This is a genomic window from Curtobacterium sp. BNK-1, assembly GCF_048685235.1.
GTDB lineage: Bacteria > Pseudomonadota > Gammaproteobacteria > Enterobacterales > Enterobacteriaceae > Pantoea > Pantoea agglomerans.
Genome location: NZ_JBLQTJ010000001.1, coordinates 2,252,623 through 2,272,681, shown reverse-complemented (window position 1 = coordinate 2,272,681; position 20,059 = coordinate 2,252,623). Strand labels below are relative to the sequence as shown.

Below are 20,059 nucleotides of genomic sequence, written 5' to 3'. Positions count from 1 at the left end.
CGCACGGCATAAAATTTCAAATCACCGCGAAAATTTCTCTCATCGACCTTTCTCACCCCGCACAACAACATCCTGCGCTGACCCGGCGCGATAAAGTGGAATCAGCTGACCACAAGGGGATGATATGTCGCGACTACAACTTAACGATAGCGATCTGCTGCGCCAGCAGGCGCTGTTTAATGGACGCTGGCAGGATGCGCATCAGGGCGCCACGCTGCCGGTTATCGATCCCGCCACGGGCGAAACCCTGGCGACGATTCCGGCACTGGGTCGGGCAGAAACCGGGCAGGCGATAGCTTATGCGGAAACGGTGCGCATCAGCTGGGGCAAAACCACCAATGCCAGCCGTGCCGCGCTGCTGGAAAAGTGGCATCAACTGATTATTGAACACGCTGACGACCTGGCGATTATCATGACCGCCGAGCAGGGCAAACCGCTGGCGGAAGCCAGAGGCGAAGTGCTCTATGGAGCCAGCTTCGTGAAATGGTTCGCGGAAGAGGCACGCCGCATCTATGGCGACACCATTCCCGCACCCAGCGAGGACCGGCGCATCCTGGTGCTGAAACAGCCGGTAGGCGTTGCCGCCGCGATCACGCCGTGGAACTTCCCGATTGCGATGATCACCCGCAAGGTGGCGCCCGCGCTGGCCGCCGGATGCCCGATTATTGTTAAACCTTCCGAGTTAACACCGCTGTCGGCGCTGGCACTGGCGGTGCTGGCAGAGCGCGCCGGCTTCCCGTCCGGCGTGTTGCAGGTGCTGACCGGCCTGCCCACGGAGATTGGCGCGGCGCTGACCGAAAGCCGCACGGTACGTAAAATCTCCTTTACCGGTTCAACCCGCATCGGACAGTTGCTGATGCAACAGAGCGCCGACAGCATCAAGCGCCTGAGTCTGGAGCTGGGTGGCAACGCGCCGCTGATCGTGTTTGATGATGCCGATATTGAGATTGCCGTCGCGGGGGTCATGCTCAGCAAGTTCCGCAACGCAGGACAAACCTGCGTCTGCGCTAACCGCATCCTGGTGCAGCGAAGTATCTATCCGCGTTTCACCGCCCGGTTGCTGGAGGCGGTCGCCACCCTGAAAGTGGGCGATGGTTTTGCGCCCGACAGCACTATTGGCCCTTTGATCAACAGCCGCGCGGTAGAGAAAGTGAACGGTCATATCGATGATGCGCTCAGCCAGGGAGCAACGCTGCTGACCGGCGGCATCAGCCAGGGCAACGGGACCTTTGTGCAGCCCACGGTGCTCGGTGAGGTCACCGCCACCATGCGCATCGCCCATGAAGAGACGTTTGGTCCGGTCGCGCCGCTGTTTATCTTCGATGATGAAGAGGAGGCAATCGCGATGGCAAATGACACGCCCTACGGCCTGGGTGCCTATTTCTTTACCGAGAACATCCGGCGCGCATGGCGGGTAGCGGAGGCGCTGGAGTTTGGCATGGTCGGCTTTAATACCGGCGCTATTTCCCTGGAGGTCGCGCCGTTTGGCGGCGTGAAACTCTCCGGTATTGGCCGGGAAGGTTCCCGCTACGGAATTGATGAATATCTGGAACAGAAAACATTTCACATTGGCAGTCTGTAACTAAAAATGAAAAAAGCCAGCCGGATAATCCGGCTGGCTTTTTTTTGCCTGAGGCTCCGTAAAAACTTACCGGCGTCAAATAATTGTTCTGAAAAATTAAAGAATTTATCAGGGATGTGAAGCGGGTCGTTAAATCGGCGGGTCATGTGAACCGGAATGAGCCGCCTGACCCGAAATATCCGCTTTGGTGCAATTTCCGTGCAGGTTGCACCAGCAGGGCGCATAAATTTTGTGAAGTAAATCATCTGTTTAATTGTTCGGCAATTCCACAAAAAATCTACCGCCAATACGGCAGAAAATTTTTTTGCACTGTTTTAAACGCATTTTTATTTTTTGCCCGGCTGGCATACTTTCTGCATTAGCTTATTAACAGCGCAGAAACCGGCAGTTTTAAACGCTAATAAACCAGCAACTGATGGGTGTAACAAATAAGGAATTCTTCCATGTTAAGTTTCGACCCGGAAAAAGTTTCTCTTCCAGCCGGCCATTATATTGGCGGCCAGCACTGCCAGAGCCAGGGCGCATCCTTTGAGGTTAAACGTCCCTCGGATGGCAGGGTCTATGCCACGCTGCAGGACGCCACGCCGCAGGATGTCGATCGTGCCGTGACTGTGGCGCATCAGGCGCTGAAAAGCAGCGGCTGGTCCGGTTGTCCGCCGCGCGAACGCGGACGGGTACTGCGCCGCTGGGCCGATCTGATTGAGCAGGACGCGCTGCTGGCACAGCTGGAAGCGCTGGGCTCCACCCGGCCGATCAATGACGTGGTGCTGCACGAAATTCCTTTTACCGCCGAAGCGATTCGCTTCTATGCCGAATGCGCTGACAAATACAGCGGGGATCTCTTTCCCACCCGCGACAGCAGCCTGGGCATGCTGATTGCCGAACCTTATGGCGTTATCGCTGCGATTACCCCGTGGAATTTCCCGCTGTCGATGGCGTCGTGGAAATGCGGACCGGCGCTTGCGGCGGGCAATGCGGTGGTGCTTAAACCCTCTGAACTGACCCCGTTTTCTACCGTGCGCATGGCCGAACTGGCCATTCAGGCGGGCTTGCCGGCGGGCGTGCTGAACATTGTCCAGGGCAGTGGCGCGGTGACCGGCAGTGCACTGGTAAAACATCCGCTGGTGCGCAAAGTCTCGTTTACCGGCTCGACCCTGACCGGCGCGCGCATCATGAGCGATGCCGCGCAGCACGGCATGAAGCCGGTGACGCTGGAACTGGGCGGCAAAAGTCCGCAACTGGTGTTTGATGACGCGGGTGACCTTGAGGTGCTGGCCCAGCGTATTCTGCGCGGCTTCACCGCCAACGGCGGTCAGGCCTGCGTGGCGGGCACCCGTCTTATTGTGCAGCGCAACATTGCCGATCCGCTGGTGGAGCGGCTGGCTCAACTCTGCCGGGAGGTTAAACCGGGTGTCACCTGGCAGGAGGGCAGCCGCTACGCGCCGCTGATCGACGAACGACAGGGCAACAAAGTCTGCTCGGTTATTGAGGCGGCAAAAGCGCAGGGCGCAGAAGTGCTGGTGGGCGGTGAGCGTTTTGCCGACACCGACGACGGCTGGTTCTGGCAGCCCACGCTGCTGAGTCACGTGACGCAGGATAACCCGGCGGTCCAGCAGGAGATTTTTGGTCCGGTGCTGACGGTGCAGACGTTTGATGATGAAGAGCAGGGACTGGCGATGGCCGCCCATGACACCTATGGCCTCTGCGCCGGTGTTCACACCCTGAGTCTGCCGCGCGCGCTGCGGGCAATGCGCGCCATCGACGCGGGCACCGTCTGGATCAACCGCTATGGCCGCTCCGGCGACTTCATCATTCCGACCGGCGGCTTTCTTGGCTCCGGCATTGGTAAAGATTTAGGCCGCCAGGCGTTTCAGGCCTGCCAGCGCCAGAAGAGTGTACTCATCGATTTCTAAGCGCAACTGACAATGACGAGGGTGTTACATGGCACTGTTTAAACCGAAATTCATCACGTTTGACTGTTACGGCACGCTGATTCGCTTCGATATGGCGGGTGCCGCGCAGCGCTGTTTCAGCGACCGCGTCGACCCTGACGCAATGCTCGCCTTTACCACCGACTTTTCCAGCTACCGGCTGGATGAGGTGCTCGGCGCGTGGAAACCCTATTACGACGTGGTGAGTAATGCCCTGCAGCGCACCTGCAAAAAGTGGGGCGTCCGCTGGGACAAAGCCGACAGCGACTTTATCTACACCGACTGCGCCAGCTGGGGTCCGCATCCCGACGTGCCCGCCGGGCTGGCAAAGGTGGCTAAGGAGTTTCCGCTGGTGCTGCTGACCAACTCGATGAAAGACCTGATCCCGCATCACGAACCGCGTCTGGGCGCACCAATCTATATGGCTATCACGGCAGAAGAGACGGGAGCCTACAAACCACAGATGAAGGGCTTCGAGTACATGCTGGACAAGCTCGGCTGCGGCCCTGAGGAGATCCTGCACGTCTCCTCCAGCTTCCGCTATGACCTGATGACTGCCCACGATCTCGGCATCAAAAACAAAGTCTGGGTCAATCGCGGTCATGAACCGGCGAATCCGTATTACCAGTACACCGAAATCAACGATATCGGCGGCCTGCCTGGCGTCGTCGGACTCTGAGGAACACCCCATGAAACTGGAATCGTTCTGGCAGGCCACCGCTCCGGCCTTTACCGGTGCCGCACGCGAACCGCTGCCCGCACAGGCGGACGTGGTGGTGATTGGCGGTGGCTTCACCGGCATCTCGGCGGCCCTGAACCTGGCGCGCAGCGGCATCAGCGTGGTGCTGCTGGAGAGTGGCGACGTGATGAGTCAGGCCTCGGCGCGCAACGGCGGCCACTGCAACACCGGTGTGGCGCAGAACTTCGCCTCGCTGGTGGCGAGCCAGGGTCTGGAGCAGGCCAGCCGCTTCTACCGGGCGTTTGATGAGGCGGTGAGCTATGTCCAGCAACTGATCCAGGATGAAGCGATCGACTGCGACTTCCGGCTGTGCGGCAAACTCAAGCTCGCCAGCAAAGCGTCGCATGTGGCCGGGCTGCAGGAAGCGTATGAGCTGATGCGGCGCACCGTTGACCCGGAGATCGAACTGCTCGACAAAACCGCAGTGCGTGACGAGATCGCCAGCGATGACTTCCACGGCGGCCTGCTGCAGAAACGTGGCGGTCAGATGCACATGGGCAAGTTCGGCGTCGGGCTGGCTGAGGCCGCCGCCCGCAGCGGCGCGAAGATTTTTCCGCACCACGCCGTGACGAAGCTAGAACGCCTGAAGGGTTATCAGCATCGGGTAGAGACCGCGCAGGGCACCATTCTGGCGGACAAAGTGCTGATGGCGACCGGCTGCTCCAACGTCGGCCCTTTTCCCTGGTTTCAGCGCCGCATTGTGCCGGTCGGCAGCTTTATCGTGGTGACGGAGGCGCTCGACCCGGCGCTGCTGCGCCAGGTGCTGCCAAACGATCGCACCTATGTTACCTCACTGAATATCGGCAACTACTTCCGTACCACGGCCGATCGCCGTTTGGTGTTTGGCGGGCGGGCGCGGTTTGCCGTCAGCAACCCGACGTCGGACTCGCGTAGCGGTGAGATCCTGCGCCGGGCGATGACGCAGATGCTGCCACAGCTCGGCCAGTCGCAGGTGGATTACTGCTGGGGCGGTATGGTTGATATGACCGCCGACCGTCTGCCGCACGCGGGTGAACAGGATGGCCTCTTCTATTCACTGGGCTACAGCGGTCACGGTACCCAGATGTCGGTGTGGATGGGACGCGTCATGGCCAGTCTGCTGGCTGAAAAGCGCACTGAAAATCCCTGGCAGCGCGACACATGGCCCGCGCTGCCCGGTTATCACGGCAAGCCATGGTTTTTACCGCTCGCAGGACTCTATTACAAAGCAAAGGATCGCCTTTCATAACGTCCCGTCGGGTGCTGACCGCCAGGTTATCAGCACCGTTAGAACATGATCCCCGGTTCGCCTGACTATTGAGGGTACAGAGATGAGTAAATTTGATAATAACGACGCTGATGCGGTAAATCCGGCACTGACGCGCATGATCACAGAAGGCTCACTTTCACGTCGCAGTCTGATGAAAATGCTCTCAGCCGGTGCGGTGATGAGCAGCGGCCTGATCACTTTTTCAGGGGCGGCACTGGCGGATGACAAGCCGGTCAGGGGCGGTAAACTGCGGGCAGCGATGTCGAATGCCTCGGCCACCGATACACTTGATCCGGCCAAAAGTAACAACAGTGCGGATTACACCCGCCAGTTCATGTTCTACAGCGGCCTGACCGAGCTGGATAAAAACCTGATGGCGCAACCGGCGCTGGCCGAATCGCTGGAATCCAGCGACGGCATAACCTGGCATATCAAACTGCGTAAGGGAGTCACTTTCCATGATGGCAAACCGCTGACCGCCAAAGATGTCATTTACTCGCTCAGCCGTCACAAAGATCCGGCCATCGCCTCTATCGCCTTTAAGCTGGCCGATCAGTTCAAAACCTTCAGCGCGGTCAATGATAACGAGGTGCAGCTGGAGCTGAGCAGCGCTAACTTCGACGTCCCTTATATGCTGGCGACACCGCCGTTTCTGATCGTGCCGGACGGCACCAAAGATTTCAGCAAAGGCATCGGCACCGGTCCGTTTGTCTGCAAAACATTTATGCCGGGTACGCGCACCATCGGCACCAAAAACCCCAACTACTACAAACCTGGTCTGCCGCATCTGGATGAGGTAGAACTCATCGGCGTCACCGACGGCGCCGCGCGCGTTAATGCCCTGATGTCGGGCGATCTGCAGATGGTTTCCACGCTGACCGCTGCCGACTGCAAGCGCATCAAAGCCAGCAGCGAATTTGGCGTGCTGGAGAGTAAATCGGGCATGTACACCAACCTGATTATCCGCACCGATGTGAAGCCGGGTAACAACGAAGATTTCGTGCTGGCGATGAAATATCTGCAGCCACGTGAAATGCTGGTGAAAACGGTGCTGCAGGGTTACGGCGACGTCAGTAATGACACCCCGGTGCCGCCGTGGCATCCGCTCTATAACGCCGATCTCAAACCGCGTGCGCTGGACATTGAAAAAGCGAAGTTCCACATCAAAAAAGCGGGCATGGCCGGCTCCACGGTGGAGATTATCACCACGCCGAATATCGAAGGGGCAAATGAAGGCGGTCAGATGATCCAGCAGATGGCGCGCGGGGCAGGGCTGAACATCAAAGTGCGACGTGTGCCGTATGACGGTTACTGGTCTTCGCACTGGATGAAAGATCCGGTGGGATATGGCTCGATAAATCCGCGTCCGACGCTCGACATGCTCTTCTCACAGTTTTATCTCTCTACCGCACCGAATAACGAATCGGGCTGGAAAAACCCTCAGTTTGATCAGCTGGTGGTCGCGGCACGCGGTGAGCGCGATCAGGCGAAACGCAAGCAGATGTATGGTGACATGCAGACGCTGATTTATGACCACTGCGGCACCCTTATCCCGACCTTTATCAGCTCCACGGATGGCTACAACAAAAAGGTCAAAGGGGTGGAGGCCTGGCCGTCGGGCATGATGATGGGCTATCGCTTCCATGAATTTGCGTGGCTGAGCGCCTGATACGTTATTTGAGGAAGGAGTACGCCGATGAACCGATACATGCTGTTCCTGATTGCCCGGCGAATTGGCGCCGGCATCCTGACTTTGCTTATCGTCTCGGCGGTGGTGTTTTTCATCACCAGCCTGCTGCCGGGCGACGCAGCGCAGATGATCCTCGGCCAGAACGCCACGCCGGAAACGGTGGCGGCGTTACGGCAGCAGCTGGGTCTCGATCAGCCTTTGCTGATGCGCTACTTCCACTGGCTGACAGGCATGGTGCAGGGCGACTTTGGCACCTCGTTTGCCAGCCATTTGCCGGTCTCGCAACTGGTGGCGCAGCGCATTCCCGCCACCTTTGAACTGGCGGGTATCACCACGCTGATCTGCGTGCCGCTGGCGCTGATTATCGGCATTATTGCGGCGATGAACCGCGGTTCCCGACTCGATCGGGCGCTGGTCATCGGCACCATGGCGACGGTTGCCGTGCCGGAGTTTCTGGTGGCGACGGTGGCGGTGCTGATTTTTGCCGTCAAGCTGCACTGGGTCTCGGCGATGTCGTTCGGCAGCCCGGATAGCGACCTGCTGAGTTACCTTAAAGCCTATGCGCTGCCGGTGCTGACACTCTGCTGCGTGCTGGTGGCGCAGATGGCACGTATGACGCGGGCAGCCATTATCAACCAGCTCGACAGTCCTTATCTGGAGATGGCGCTGCTGAAAGGGGTTTCACCGCTGAGAGCGGTGCTGCGTCACGCACTGCCTAACGCGGTCGGCCCCATCGCCAATGCCATTTCACTCAGCCTCTCCTATCTGTTTGGCGGGGTAATCATCATCGAAACCATCTTCAGCTATCCCGGTCTCGCCAGCCAACTGGTGGATGCGGTCAGTAACCGCGACCTGCCGGTGGTGCAGCTCTGCGTGATGCTGTTCGCCGCCTGCTACCTGGTCCTGCTGCTGGCGGCAGACATTCTGACTATCGCCTTTAACCCGAAATGGAGAAGCGCATGAATATTCTCTCGTTGCCCTGGCGTTTCTTACAGTCGCTCTCCTGGTCGGGACGGCTGGGTCTGATCATGTCGCTGTTCTGGCTGCTGATGGCAGTATTCGGCACCCCGCTGGCCCCGCACAGCATTGATGACATCGGCGGCGGCCCGCTGATGGGCGGCCTGACGTCCGATAACCTGTTAGGCACCGACTACCTTGGGCGCGACATGCTGAGCCGCATTCTCTATGGCGCGAAGTTCTCTATCGGTCTGGCGCTGAGTGCGGCGCTGCTGGCCAGCCTGATCGGCACGCTGCTGGCGCTGCTGGCAGCGGTGGCGGGGCGCTGGCTGGAGGAGGTACTGGGCCGCGTCAACGACGCGCTGCTGGTACTGCCGGGTAAAGTGCTGTCCCTGATGATAGTCGCGGTATTTGGCTCCTCACTGCCAATGCTGATCCTCACGGCGGTCTTCACCTACTGGCCGGGCGCATTCCGTATCGCGTTTGCCATGGCCAGCTCGCTACGCAGCATGGACTACGTCCGGGCGTCACGGCTGCGGGGCGAAAGCCGCTGGTATATCGCCATTCACGATATCCTGCCCAATATGGTGCACCCGATGCTGACTGACTTTGGTCTGCGCTTTGTCTACATCGTGCTGCTGCTGAGCGGCCTGAGCTTCCTCGGTCTGGGTGTTCAGCCGCCCTACGCCGACTGGGGCACGCTGGTGCGTGAAAATATGCAGGGGCTGTTTGACGGCTCGCCTGCGGTGCTGATGCCCGCGCTGGCGATTGCCAGCCTGACCATTGGCGCCAACCTGTTTATTGACAGCCTGCAGGCGATGCGTCCGATGACGCTGGCGAAGGAGGGAGCATGAACGTGACACCACATACCGCCATGCCGGTGATTTCGGTGGATAAACTGCGCGTCACTGCGCAGACCGATCGCGGCGAAGAGATCGACCTGGTTTCCGACATTCACTTTACCGTGCAGAAGGGCGAAGTGCTGGCGCTGATTGGCGAATCCGGCTCAGGTAAAACCACTATCGCGATGGCGCTGATGGGTTACGCCCGCAGCGGGTGCCGCATCGCCGACGGCAACATTCACGTTGCCGGCACCGACGTTAACAGCCTGACGCCGGGGCAGTTGCGCGCTTTCCGTGGCAACAAAGTCGCCTATATCGCCCAGAGCGCGGCAGCGTCGTTTAATCCGGGCATGAAGATCCTCGACCAGGTGATTGAGCCGGTGGTTATCCACGGCACCCTGACCCGCAAAGCGGCAAAAGCCAAAGCGATTGAGCTGTTCCGCGAACTGGCGCTGCCCAACCCCGAGACCATTGGTGACCGCTTCCCGCACCAGGTGTCGGGCGGTCAGTTGCAGCGTCTGATGACGGCGATGGCGCTGATTGGCGATCCTGACGTGGTAATCCTTGATGAACCTACTACCGCGCTGGATGTGACCACGCAGGTGGAAGTGCTGAAGGCGTTTCGCCGCGTGGTGGTGCAGCGCGGCGTCACGGCGATTTACGTCAGTCACGATTTAGCCGTGGTGGCGCAGATGGCAGACCGGATACTGGTGCTACTGCGCGGCAAAATGGCGGAGTATGGCAGCACCGCGCATCTGATCGGCGCACCGCAGGCGGAGTACACCCGCTTACTGATGGAGGCGGCGCGGCAGAAAGAGCGGCCCAGCAACTGGTGCCCGGTTGCCGCCGATATTCAGCCGCTGCTTGAGGTGCGCGACCTCAGCGCAGGTTATGGTCCGCGTGGCAGCGACGGCTATCCGAAAATACGCATTCTGGAAGATATCAATCTCAGGCTGTGGAAAGGGCAGGCGATTGGCATCATTGGTGAGTCAGGCTCAGGCAAAACCACTCTGGCGCATGCCATTGCCGGACTCAACGCTCCAAGCCACGGCCATATTCTGTTCAACGGCCACTACATCTCGGGCGATATGCAAAAACGGCCTGACAACGAGCTGCGCCGCATTCAATATGTATTCCAGATGGCAGACACCGCGCTGAACCCGGCCCACAGCGTTGAACGCATCCTGTCGCGTCCGTTGACGCTGTTTCACGGTCTGAGCGGTGCGGCCCGACAGCAGCGGCTTTATCAGCTGCTGGATCTGGTGCAGCTCCCGCGCAGCGTGCTGTGGCGGCGTCCCTGGGCGCTCTCCGGGGGGCAGAAGCAGCGCGTCAATCTGGCGCGCGCACTGGCGGCTGAGCCGGATCTGATTCTGTGTGATGAAGTGACCTCGGCGCTGGATACAGTGGTTGCCGCCGCCGTCCTCGACTTAATCAGCGAACTGCGGCGCGAACTGGGACTCTCGGTGATCTTCATCAGCCACGACATGCATGCGGTACGCGCGGTGTGTGATGAAATCGTGGTGATGAAGAGCGGTCGCATCGTCACCCAGCTGGCGCGCAGCGACTACGACAAGCCGACCAGCGAATTGTATTTCGAGCGGCTGAAACGCGCGGTGCCGGAGCTGCGTCAGGGCTGGCTGGATGAGCATGAAGAGATTTTAAAAGCAGAGTGAGTTGCCTGAAGCAACGGGCACCCTGATTAATCCGCCTGCACAGCACTGATGTAATGCGCGGGCGGCACGGGTCAAGGCACAGCGGTGATATCGCCCTGTGCCAGACCAGATACTGACAACAGAGGTAGTCTTGTTATGCCTGCACCGATTCGTTATGTACAGGACAGTGCGAATTTTCCCGATTCCGCCGATGTAGTGGTGATTGGCGCCGGTATCGCCGGAGCCGCCGCCACCTGGGAGCTGGCGAAGCAGGGACTGAAGGTCGTGCTAATCGAAAAAGGCCTGGTAGGGGCGGAGCAGTCGAGCCGTAACTGGGGCTGGTGTCGCCAGCAGAACCGTGATGAACGTGAATTGCCGCTGATTATTTATGCGCTGCAACGCTGGGGTGAGCTTAACGATGAAACCGGCGAAGAGCTGGGTTTCCGCCGCAGCGGGCTGGTTTACGCCACGCAGGAAGAGTCGGACATTGCGGCCTGGGATAAGTGGATCCAGATGGCAAAAGGCTATGGCGTGCGCAGTTCGATCCTCACGGCGGAGCAGGCCAAAGCGATGACGCCCGGCAGCACCACAAACTGGCGGGGCGGTCTCTCAGCGCCAACTGACGGTCACGCCGAACCACGGCTGGCCGCGCCCGGGCTGGTGGCGGGCGCGCTGAAAAAAGGCGCGCTGCTGTTTCAGCAATGTGCGGTGCGCGGGCTGGATATCGCCGCCGGACGGGTCAGCGGCGTCTGGACCGAGCGCGGCCTGATCAAAACCAGCCGGGTGATCTGTGCCGCCGGGGCCTGGACCTCAATGTTCTGCCGTCGTCACGGTATCGATCTGCCGCTGGGCAACGTGATTGGCACCGCCTTCCGCACGCAGCCCATTGAACAGGCGATTGCAATGCCACTCTACACACCTGGCTTTGCCTGTCGGCCACAAATAGACGGCAGTTACACTGTCTCAGTCTCGGGTCGCGGGCGTCTGGAACCGGGCGCGCAGGGGCTGCGCTATGCCCGCCAGTTCTATCCGACCTTTAAAAGTCGCCGCAAGAATCTCACCCTGAATCTTGGCCTGTCGCCGTTATTCAATGGCCCGGAAGCGATGGGTGGCTGGGCATTTGACCGCGAGTCGCCGTTTGAGCGCATGCGCATACTCGATCCGGCAGCCGATGCAACGATCGTGGAAGAGGGGCTGGCGGCGATGCGGCGTGAATATCCGGCGCTGGCGAACCTGCGGCTGGCGCAGTCCTGGGGCGGCATGATTGACAGCACCCCGGACGCGATTCCGGTGATCTCCACCGTGGCAAAATTGCCGGGGCTGGTGCTCTCGGCGGGCTACAGCGCCCACGGCTTTGGTATCGGACCGGGTGCCGGACGACTGGCAGCCGATCTGGCGACCGAAGCCACGCCAGTTGTTGATCCCACCCCTTATCGCTACAGCCGTCTGGTTGACGGCAGCGGACTTGAAACGCCAGGCATGATGTAAGGAGACCTGCAATGAGCCTGAAAATACGCGCAATGACGCCGGACGATATCGACCCCTGTTTCACCTTAACGCAGGCACTGAAATGGCCCCACCGATGTGAAGACTGGGCGCTGGCGCTGCAGCTGGGCGAGGGCACGGTGATTGAAGAGCAGGGCAAGCTGATTGCGAGCGCGGTGCTCTGGCGCTGGGGCGAGCGCGCCGCCACGCTGGGGCTGGTGATCGTCGATAACCAGCAGCAGGGGCGTGGCCTGGGCAAACAGCTGATGCTGGCGCAACTGGAAAAATTACCCGACTGTAACGTGCGTCTGCACGCCACCGAGATGGGCAAAGGTTTGTATGAAAAACTCGGGTTTGTCAGTTGCGGTGAGATTCGCCAGCACCAGACCCGCGCAGTGACCACCCTTCCAGACGTCGTGATCCCGGCGGGACTGCAGCTGCGTCCGGCAACACTGGCCGATCACGCCACACTGGTGACGCTGGATCAGCAGGCGCACGGCATGCATCGTCCGGCACTGTTCGACCACCTGCTGCGCGACTGCCAGACGGTGCTGTTGCAGGATGACCAACAGCAAATTCAGGGCTTCGCCAGCCTGCGCCGCTTTGGTCACGGCTGGGCGATAGGCCCGATCATCGCGGGAGACTTCGCGGTAGCGAAGGCGCTGGTCGCCTCGCTGATGCAGTCGCTGCAGGGGGAATTCCTGCGCATCGACACCGATGCCGCGCTGCCGATGGCCGCCTGGCTACAGAGCCTCGGCATCCCTCAGGTCGATGCGCCTGCGACTATGGTGCGCGGCACGCCCTGGACACCGCAGGGTATGCAGGCGTTTGGACTGATGACGCAGGCGATGGCCTGATGCATATCGTCTATAAATCGGAGCCGGAACGTGGCCGCATCTGGCAGCGCTGGCTGGCAGCGCATGCGCCTGACATTCAGCTGCATATCTGGCCTGAGACCGGCGATCCAGAGCAGGTTGAGGCGCTGGTCGCCTGGCAGCCACCGGCTGACATCACCGTGCTTTTCCCCCGGCTGAAACTACTGTTCTCCGTGGGTGCCGGGGCCGATCAGTTTGACCTTGGCGCGCTGCCGCCCGACCTGCCGGTGATCAGGATGATCGAGCCAGGCCTGACCCAGGGCATGGTGGAGTATGTCACCTTCGCGGTGCTCGGCCTGCATCGCGACATGCCGCGCTATTTTCATCAGCAACGCCAGCAGCAGTGGCTGACACACGCGATATTACCTGCCGCGCAGCGTCGGGTAGGCGTCATGGGGCTGGGCGAACTGGGCCAGGCCGCATTGCAACAGCTGGTGGCGCTGGGCTTTGACTGCGCTGGCTGGAGCCGCACACCGCGCCAGATTCCCGGCGTCCGCTGCTGGCACGGTGACGATCAGCTCGATGCGTTTCTGGCGCACAGCGAGATTCTGGTCTGCCTGCTGCCGCTGACTGACACCACACAGGGTTTGCTTAACCGCACCCTGTTTAATCAGCTACCACAGGGCGCGGCGCTGGTGCAGGCCGGGCGCGGCCCCCAGCTGAATCAGGACGATCTGCTGCAGGCGCTGGAGAGCGGGCAGCTCCGTGCCGCCGTGATCGATGTGACCAACCCGGAGCCGTTACCGCCGGGTCATCCCTTCTGGCACCATCCCGCCATCTGGCTCACACCCCACATCGCCAGCCAGACTCAGAATGAGAGCGCCATTGCGGCACTGCTTGAAAACCTGCGGCGCTATCAGCGTGGCGAGCCGCTGCATGGTGAGATTGACCGTTCGCGAGGATATTAAGATGGAACATCTGGTGGCATTGCGCCGCGACCTGCATGCGCACCCGGAACTGGGCTTTCAGGAGCAGCGCACCAGCGACATCGTGGCGAACTTTCTGCAACAGCTGGGCATTGAGGTGCATCGCGGCATCGGTAAAACCGGCGTGGTCGGGATACTGAAAAAGGGCAGCAGTGAATGCATGATTGGCCTGCGGGCTGATATGGATGCGCTGCCGATGCAGGATCAGAGCGGCACCGACTGGCAAAGCCGCGCGGAGCAGGTGAGCCACGCCTGCGGCCACGACGGTCACACCGTGATGCTGCTGGGAGCGGCAGAAAAACTGGCGCGCGACGTCAGCTTTGATGGCAGCGTCTGCTTTATCTTCCAGCCCGCCGAAGAGGGGCTGGCGGGCGCAAAGGCAATGATTGACGATGGCCTCTTCAGCCGTTTTCCCTGTGAGGCGGTCTACGCCATCCACAACTGGCCGGAACTGCCGCTCGGCCAGGTACAGACCCGCCCTGGCGCGATCATGGCAGCGGCTGATCGCTTTGATATCCGGGTACTGGGCGGAGGCGGTCATGCCGCGCAGCCGCATCTGACGCGCGATACTCTGCTGGCGACCAGCGAGCTGGTGGTGCAGCTGAATACTCTGGTCTCGCGCGCCCTGGATCCGTGCGAAACGGCGCTGCTCACCGTCACCCGGATGCAGGGCGGCTTTTCGCACAACATGATCCCGGCGGAGGCGAACATCACCGGCACGGTGCGCACTTTCAGCCCGGCAGCGCAGGCGACGATTGAAGCACGACTGCGTCAGATGGCGGAGCACATCACCGCCGCCCACGGTTTGCACGCAGAGGTCAGCTATCTGCGCTACTACCCGGCGACCCTGAACAGTAATGCTGAAGCGCAGTTTTGCCTGCAGGCGCTGACGCAGGCGGGCATTACGGCTGAGGCCGCGCCCCAGCCCGCACTTACCTCAGAAGATTTTGCTTTTATGCTGCAGGCGCGGCCCGGTGCCTATCTGTGGCTGGGGTCGGCACCCTGCAAGCCGCTGCATCATGCTGCATACGACTTCAACGATGCGCTGATCCCGCATGGCGTTAACGTTTTTGTCACGCTGATTCGTCAGGCGCTGGCAGAGAAATTTCCCTGCTGAATGCCGCAGGATTTTGACAGGAAATGCCGCTGTCTGAGGAATTACGGCAGCGTGACAAACCAGCGGGTTGCGATACTTGAGCCAACCGAACGTTACGTGGATGAGGGTTTAAAATGCAGAATGTCATGGCAGAGCAGCAAGCATACTCCGATAACAGCCTGTTACTGGATGCACGCGAGCAGAACGTGCCGCGCGGCGTAGTTACCGCCCATCCGCTGGTGATCGAACGCGCCAGAGGCAGTGAAGTGTGGGACGTGGAGGGCAATCGCTATCTCGACTTTGTCGGCGGCATCGGGGTGCTGAATGTCGGCCACAATCACCCGGCGGTGGTCAATGCGGTGACCCGCCAGCTCGGTCTGGTGTCTCATGCCTGCTTTCAGGTGGTGGCCTATCCGGGCTACATCGAGCTGGCGCAGCGGCTGAACAAACTGGTGGGCGGCGATGAGGCGTACAAAAGCGTCTTCTTTACCAGCGGCGCGGAAGCGGTGGAAAATGCGGTGAAGATTGCCCGCTCACACACCCAGCGCTCTGGCATCATCGCTTTTGATGGTGCGTTTCATGGCCGCACCCTGCTGGGTATCACCCTGACCGGCATGTCCGCGCCTTACAAACAGAATTTTGGCCCGTTCCCCGGCGATATTTACCGTCTGCCCTTCCCGAACCCGCTGCACGGTATTACTGAAGCGGACTGCCTGAAAGCGCTGGATCAGCTGTTTGCGGTGCAGATCCTGCCGGAGCGGGTCGCGGCGATTATCATTGAGCCGGTTCAGGGTGACGGCGGCTTCCTGCCCGCTGGCCCGGCATTTATGCAGGCGCTGCGTCGCATCACCAGCCAGCACGGTATTCTGCTGATTTGTGATGAAATCCAGTCCGGCTTCGGGCGTACCGGCACGATGTTCGCCTTCCAGCAACTGGGTATCAAACCCGATTTAGTCACGCTGGCGAAAAGCCTGGGCGGCGGTCTGCCGATTTCCGGTGTAGTGGGGCGTGCGGAGATCATGGATGCACCGACGCCTGGCGGGTTAGGCGGTACTTATGGCGGCAACGCACTGGCCTGTGCGGCGGCGCTGGCGGTACTGGATCTGTTTGAGCAGGAAAACCTGTTGCAGCGCTCCTGCCAGCTTGGTGAGCAACTCAATGCACGACTGCGGCAGCTGGCGGATAAATATGCCTGTATCGGTGACGTCCGCGGCGTAGGCTTTATGCAGGCGGTAGAGATCCTCGATTTCGAAACCGGTCGCCCGGATGCGGCCTTAACCCAGAAGATCCTCGACAGCGCCTGCCAGGAAGGATTGCTGCTGATCAAATGCGGCCTGCATCGCAACACCATCCGTTTCCTGGCGCCGCTGGTCACCACCGACTCACAGCTGGAAGAGGCGCTGCATATTTTCGATATTGCGCTGGCCCGCGCAACCGGCCGGTTGGGGTAAAGTGCGATTCCTCATTGATATTGTTAAAGTAATTTGAAAATCTCCCGCTGGTATAACCACTGCGAAGCGCTGGCGCGTTTACGGTAAAGCGTGATATACCTTCGGGAGGTTCTGCACATTTAATTAAGCGTCTATCCCATCAGGCTATTTCATTTGTCAGTCTGAACCTGGTCAGTGCTTACAATCCTCACGTACGCCATGTACGCGCCGGTTGTTCCGCGCTGTCCGTCTCCAGACTGCCTGCAACAATGACGCCTGGCGGGACAGACTCTGACAATGAGGGGGTGCTATGAACGGCTTAATGAAACTCGACCGCATCGACATCAACATCCTGGTGCAACTCCAGAAAGATGGCCGTATCAGCAACGTTAACCTCGCCGACGCCGTAGGCCTTTCGCCCAGTCCCTGTCTGCAACGGGTCAAACGTCTGGAACAGGCCGGTTTTATCACCGGTTATGAAGCGCACATTAATCTCACCCGCATTACCGATTCGGTGACGGTCTTTACCGAAGTCACCCTGTCAGGCCATCGCCGCGAAGACTTTATGAAATTTGAAAGTGCGATGCGCGACGTCGATGAGCTGATGGAGTGCCATCTGATTACCGGCGGCTATGACTATTTGCTGCGCTTTATTACCCGCAGCATTGAACATTACCAGGAAGTGATTGAGAAGATGCTCGACGCTCAGATCGGCATCGATAAGTACTTCAGCTATATCGTGATCAAATCCCCGATCATGAAAAGCAGCGTGCCGTTGCGATCGCTGATCGGCAAGCACAATTCGGTGGAGTTCGGCGTGTAGCGGGCGGCCAGGCGTCGCCCTCGCCATGTTTACCGGTGGAGAGAGGGCCGTCACCTGCCTTGTTTCTGCTTACTCTTTCCTGATTCACCCCAGCCGCACTTTTGTTCGCCCATCCGCTTCACTTCTCCCGTTAATGTGCCAGATGCCCCCTCAGCATAAAATTTCTTCATGACGCAAAATTCAGTCGCAACAACCGGTTCTGTAGCGCGCTACAGCCTCAACAGTTGGGCGAACCCTTTTACACTGTTTTCAACCGATACAAGGAGTTGTCATGGACTCATTGCAGATTGCTGACCAGCAGTGGCAGCGCGAGGCGTTCACTGTCTCCACCAGCCGCCAGCGGCTCGACCTGGCGTGGATCCACATCCAGCTGGCGGAGAAGTCCTACTGGGCCAAAGGCCAGCCGCTGGCCAAAACCGTGCGGGCGATTGCCGGTTCGCTGCCGTTTGGCCTCTATCACCAGCAGAGACAGATTGGTTTTGCCCGACTGATTACTGACTACACCCGGTTTGGCTGGCTGTGTGACGTAATGATTGATGAAAACTGGCGCGGTCACGGGCTGGGCAGCTGGCTGGCAACCTGCGTCCGTGAACACCCGGAGCTGCAAACGGTGCATCGCTGGATGCTCTCAACCCAGGATGCCCATCAGGTCTATCAGCGGCTCGGCTGGCGTGTGGTGCAGCATCCCGAGGCGCTGATGGAATTTCCCCCTTCCTGACACTGGAGTTACCCCGATATGCGATACCGCGTTGGCGTGGATATTGGTGGATCCTTTACCGATTTCGCCGTGCTCGATCAGCAAACGAACCAGATTCACACCCTGAAAGTCCTGTCGCGACCGGATCAGCCAGGCAGCGAAATCGTTACCGGACTGGCGCAGTTTCAGCAGCATCAGGGCATTGATCCCGCTGAGATTGGTTACTTCACCCACGGCACCACGGTAGGCATTAACGCGGTGATCCAGCGGCGCGGCGTGCGGCTGGCGCTGTTCGCCACGGAGGGCTTCTGCGATGTCCTGGAGCTGGCCCGGCTTAAAATCCCGCATATCCACGACCTTTTCTCCCGGCGTCCTGCTCCGCTGATCACCCGCGATCGGGTGTTTGCCATCCGTGAACGCAGTGACGCGCACGGCAACGTGCTGCACGCGCCTGATCGCCAGAGCGTGCTCGACGCAATCGCTCAGGCACGCGCGGCAGGCTGTCAGGGCATTGTGGTGTCGCTGCTGCACAGCTATCGCAACCGGCACAATGAAGCGGCGGTGAAGGCGATTATCGACGAGGTGGCACCCGAGCTGCTGACCTCCTGTTCCGCTGACATCTGGCCGATCATCCGTGAATATGAACGCACCATTACCGCCACCATTAATGCCTACGTGCAGCCGATGGTGATCCACTACCTGGAATCCTTTGAGCAGGCGCTGCAACGGCTCGGCGTCAGGCCGCCGCCACGCATCACCAAATCCAACGGCGGGGTGATGGGCGTCGATCAGGCGAAACGCGAATGCGTGCAGATGGTGCTCTCCGGCACCGCATCCGGGGTGATTGGTGCCAGCTATCTCGCCAGCGCCTGCGGTTTTGACAAAATCCTCAGCCTGGATATCGGCGGCACCAGCGCCGACGTGGCGGTGATCATCGACGGCAAAGTGGCGCAGGGCAACGGCGAAATTATCGGGGATTTCCCAATCTTTATTCCTTCTGTCGCCGTCACCTCGGTGGGTCAGGGCGGCTGCTCGCTGGCGTGGATCGATGGTCAGGGTGTGCTGCAGATGGGCCCGGACAGTGCCGGATCGCTGCCTGGCCCGGTCTGCTTCCAGCGCGGCGGCACGCAACCCACCGCCACCGATGCGTTCGCCGCCTGCGGCATGATGGGCCATGGCGCGCTGGGTTATAACGCCGTCACTGTTGATGTGGACGCCGCCTGCGCGGCCTGGCAGCCGCTGGCGGATGCGCTTGGCGTCACGGTGCAGGAAACGGCAGAGACCGCCATCCAGCTGGCGATCTCCAGCATGTACAGCGACACCAGCGGGCTGTTGTCGCGCTTTGGTCTCGATCCGCGTGAATTCTGGTTCCTCGCCTTTGGCGGAGCGGGTCCGATGATGGGCTGCTTTCTGGCCCGCGAACTGAATATGAAAGGGGTGATTGTGCCGCCGACGCCGGGCGTGCTGTCCGCGCTGGGCGGGCTGGTGGCGGACATTCGTAACGACTTTATCCGCACGCTCTACGGCGATCTGACACCCGCCCTGGCCGACACCCTGGCCAGTGAAGCCGAAGCATTACAGCAGCGCGCCTGTGGCTGGCTGGCCCAGGAGCACGGCAGCGATATGCCTTACAGCCTGCAGTTCAGCGCGGATATGCGCTATCGCGGTCAGTCGTTTGAGATCGACGTACCGCTGGAGGCGAACTGGCTGGCGCAGGCGGATTTCACTGCGCTGCATGACGCATTTGACCGGCAGCACCAGCAGCTGTTTGGTCACTGTGACCCGCAGGCGCCGGTGCAGTTGATCAACCTGCGGCTGGTGATTGCATCACCGACGCCGAAACCGGTGATTAACCCACTGGCTCCGGCCACGGAACCGGTGCCGGTACTGAAACAGACCAGGGCGTGGATCGACGGCGGCTGGCATCAGGTTGATTTAGTGCTGCGTTCAGTGCTGCGTGCCGGACATCAGCTCAGTGGCCCGGTCATCATCGCCCAGGATGACTGCACCACCTGCGTGCCGCCCGGCATGGGCGTCACGGTCGATTCATTCGGTAATCTGCTGATCACGGCGAACGAGGCATAA

The 20,059-nt window shown here is 60.2% G+C and carries 16 protein-coding genes; all 16 read left to right on the top strand.

The annotated features are described in order from the left end of the window. Positions 1-124: 124 nt before the first annotated feature. The 16 genes from ACMGGP_RS10875 to ACMGGP_RS10800 all read left to right on the top strand — a co-directional run bounded on the left by ACMGGP_RS10875 (position 125) and on the right by ACMGGP_RS10800 (position 20,059). Positions 125-1,582 (top strand): NAD-dependent succinate-semialdehyde dehydrogenase, encoded by a 1,458-nt coding sequence (locus tag ACMGGP_RS10875; RefSeq protein WP_137240861.1) that lies wholly within the window; start codon positions 125-127, stop codon positions 1,580-1,582. Between the two features lie 443 nt (positions 1,583-2,025). Beyond that, complete coding sequence (locus ACMGGP_RS10870) at positions 2,026-3,495, top strand: aldehyde dehydrogenase family protein (protein ID WP_498798429.1); 1,470 nt, start codon at positions 2,026-2,028, stop codon at positions 3,493-3,495. A gap of 28 nt (positions 3,496-3,523) precedes the next feature. Further along, positions 3,524-4,192 (top strand): haloacid dehalogenase type II, encoded by a 669-nt coding sequence (locus tag ACMGGP_RS10865; RefSeq protein ID WP_031591248.1) that lies wholly within the window; start codon positions 3,524-3,526, stop codon positions 4,190-4,192. Between the two features lie 10 nt (positions 4,193-4,202). Next, positions 4,203-5,480, top strand: coding sequence for an NAD(P)/FAD-dependent oxidoreductase (locus ACMGGP_RS10860; protein WP_022624965.1), 1,278 nt, complete (start codon positions 4,203-4,205; stop codon positions 5,478-5,480). A gap of 82 nt (positions 5,481-5,562) precedes the next feature. Then, positions 5,563-7,170 carry an ABC transporter substrate-binding protein gene (locus tag ACMGGP_RS10855; RefSeq protein WP_033758289.1) on the top strand — a complete coding sequence of 536 codons (1,608 nt, stop codon included), beginning with the start codon at positions 5,563-5,565 and terminating at the stop codon, positions 7,168-7,170. Positions 7,171-7,197: 27 nt separating this feature from the next. Further along, positions 7,198-8,154, top strand: coding sequence for an ABC transporter permease (locus ACMGGP_RS10850; RefSeq protein WP_010247875.1), 957 nt, complete (start codon positions 7,198-7,200; stop codon positions 8,152-8,154). Then, complete coding sequence (locus ACMGGP_RS10845) at positions 8,151-9,002, top strand: ABC transporter permease (RefSeq protein WP_010247873.1); 852 nt, start codon at positions 8,151-8,153, stop codon at positions 9,000-9,002. Before ACMGGP_RS10850 ends, ACMGGP_RS10845 begins: the two co-directional genes overlap by 4 nt. Continuing rightward, positions 8,999-10,663, top strand: coding sequence for an ABC transporter ATP-binding protein (locus ACMGGP_RS10840; protein ID WP_033788375.1), 1,665 nt, complete (start codon positions 8,999-9,001; stop codon positions 10,661-10,663). Before ACMGGP_RS10845 ends, ACMGGP_RS10840 begins: the two co-directional genes overlap by 4 nt. Positions 10,664-10,798: 135 nt before the next feature. Then, on the top strand, positions 10,799-12,130 hold the full coding sequence (locus ACMGGP_RS10835; RefSeq protein WP_498798428.1) for an NAD(P)/FAD-dependent oxidoreductase: 1,332 nt from the start codon (positions 10,799-10,801) through the stop codon (positions 12,128-12,130). Between the two features lie 11 nt (positions 12,131-12,141). After that, complete coding sequence (locus ACMGGP_RS10830) at positions 12,142-12,984, top strand: GNAT family N-acetyltransferase (RefSeq protein WP_498798427.1); 843 nt, start codon at positions 12,142-12,144, stop codon at positions 12,982-12,984. Next, entirely contained in the window at positions 12,984-13,910 is a 927-nt protein-coding gene (locus tag ACMGGP_RS10825) for a 2-hydroxyacid dehydrogenase (protein WP_264366711.1), read from the top strand. The genes ACMGGP_RS10830 and ACMGGP_RS10825 overlap by 1 nt, the downstream gene beginning before the upstream one ends. 1 nt (position 13,911) lies before the next feature. Beyond that, entirely contained in the window at positions 13,912-15,045 is a 1,134-nt protein-coding gene (locus ACMGGP_RS10820; RefSeq protein ID WP_129062985.1) for a M20 aminoacylase family protein, read from the top strand. A 125-nt stretch (positions 15,046-15,170) separates the two neighbouring features. Next, the gene (gene gabT / locus ACMGGP_RS10815; protein ID WP_250488464.1) at positions 15,171-16,475 is read left to right on the top strand and encodes a 4-aminobutyrate--2-oxoglutarate transaminase; all 1,305 of its coding nucleotides are present in this window, start codon (positions 15,171-15,173) and stop codon (positions 16,473-16,475) included. A gap of 289 nt (positions 16,476-16,764) precedes the next feature. Further along, positions 16,765-17,277, top strand: a complete 513-nt coding sequence (locus ACMGGP_RS10810; protein WP_010247853.1) for an Lrp/AsnC family transcriptional regulator — start codon at positions 16,765-16,767, stop codon at positions 17,275-17,277. Positions 17,278-17,548: 271 nt separating this feature from the next. After that, a complete protein-coding gene (locus ACMGGP_RS10805; protein ID WP_033772121.1) occupies positions 17,549-17,995 on the top strand; it encodes a GNAT family N-acetyltransferase in 447 nt (148 codons plus the stop codon). Between the two features lie 18 nt (positions 17,996-18,013). Next, the gene (locus ACMGGP_RS10800) at positions 18,014-20,059 is read left to right on the top strand and encodes a hydantoinase/oxoprolinase family protein (RefSeq protein ID WP_498798426.1); all 2,046 of its coding nucleotides are present in this window, start codon (positions 18,014-18,016) and stop codon (positions 20,057-20,059) included.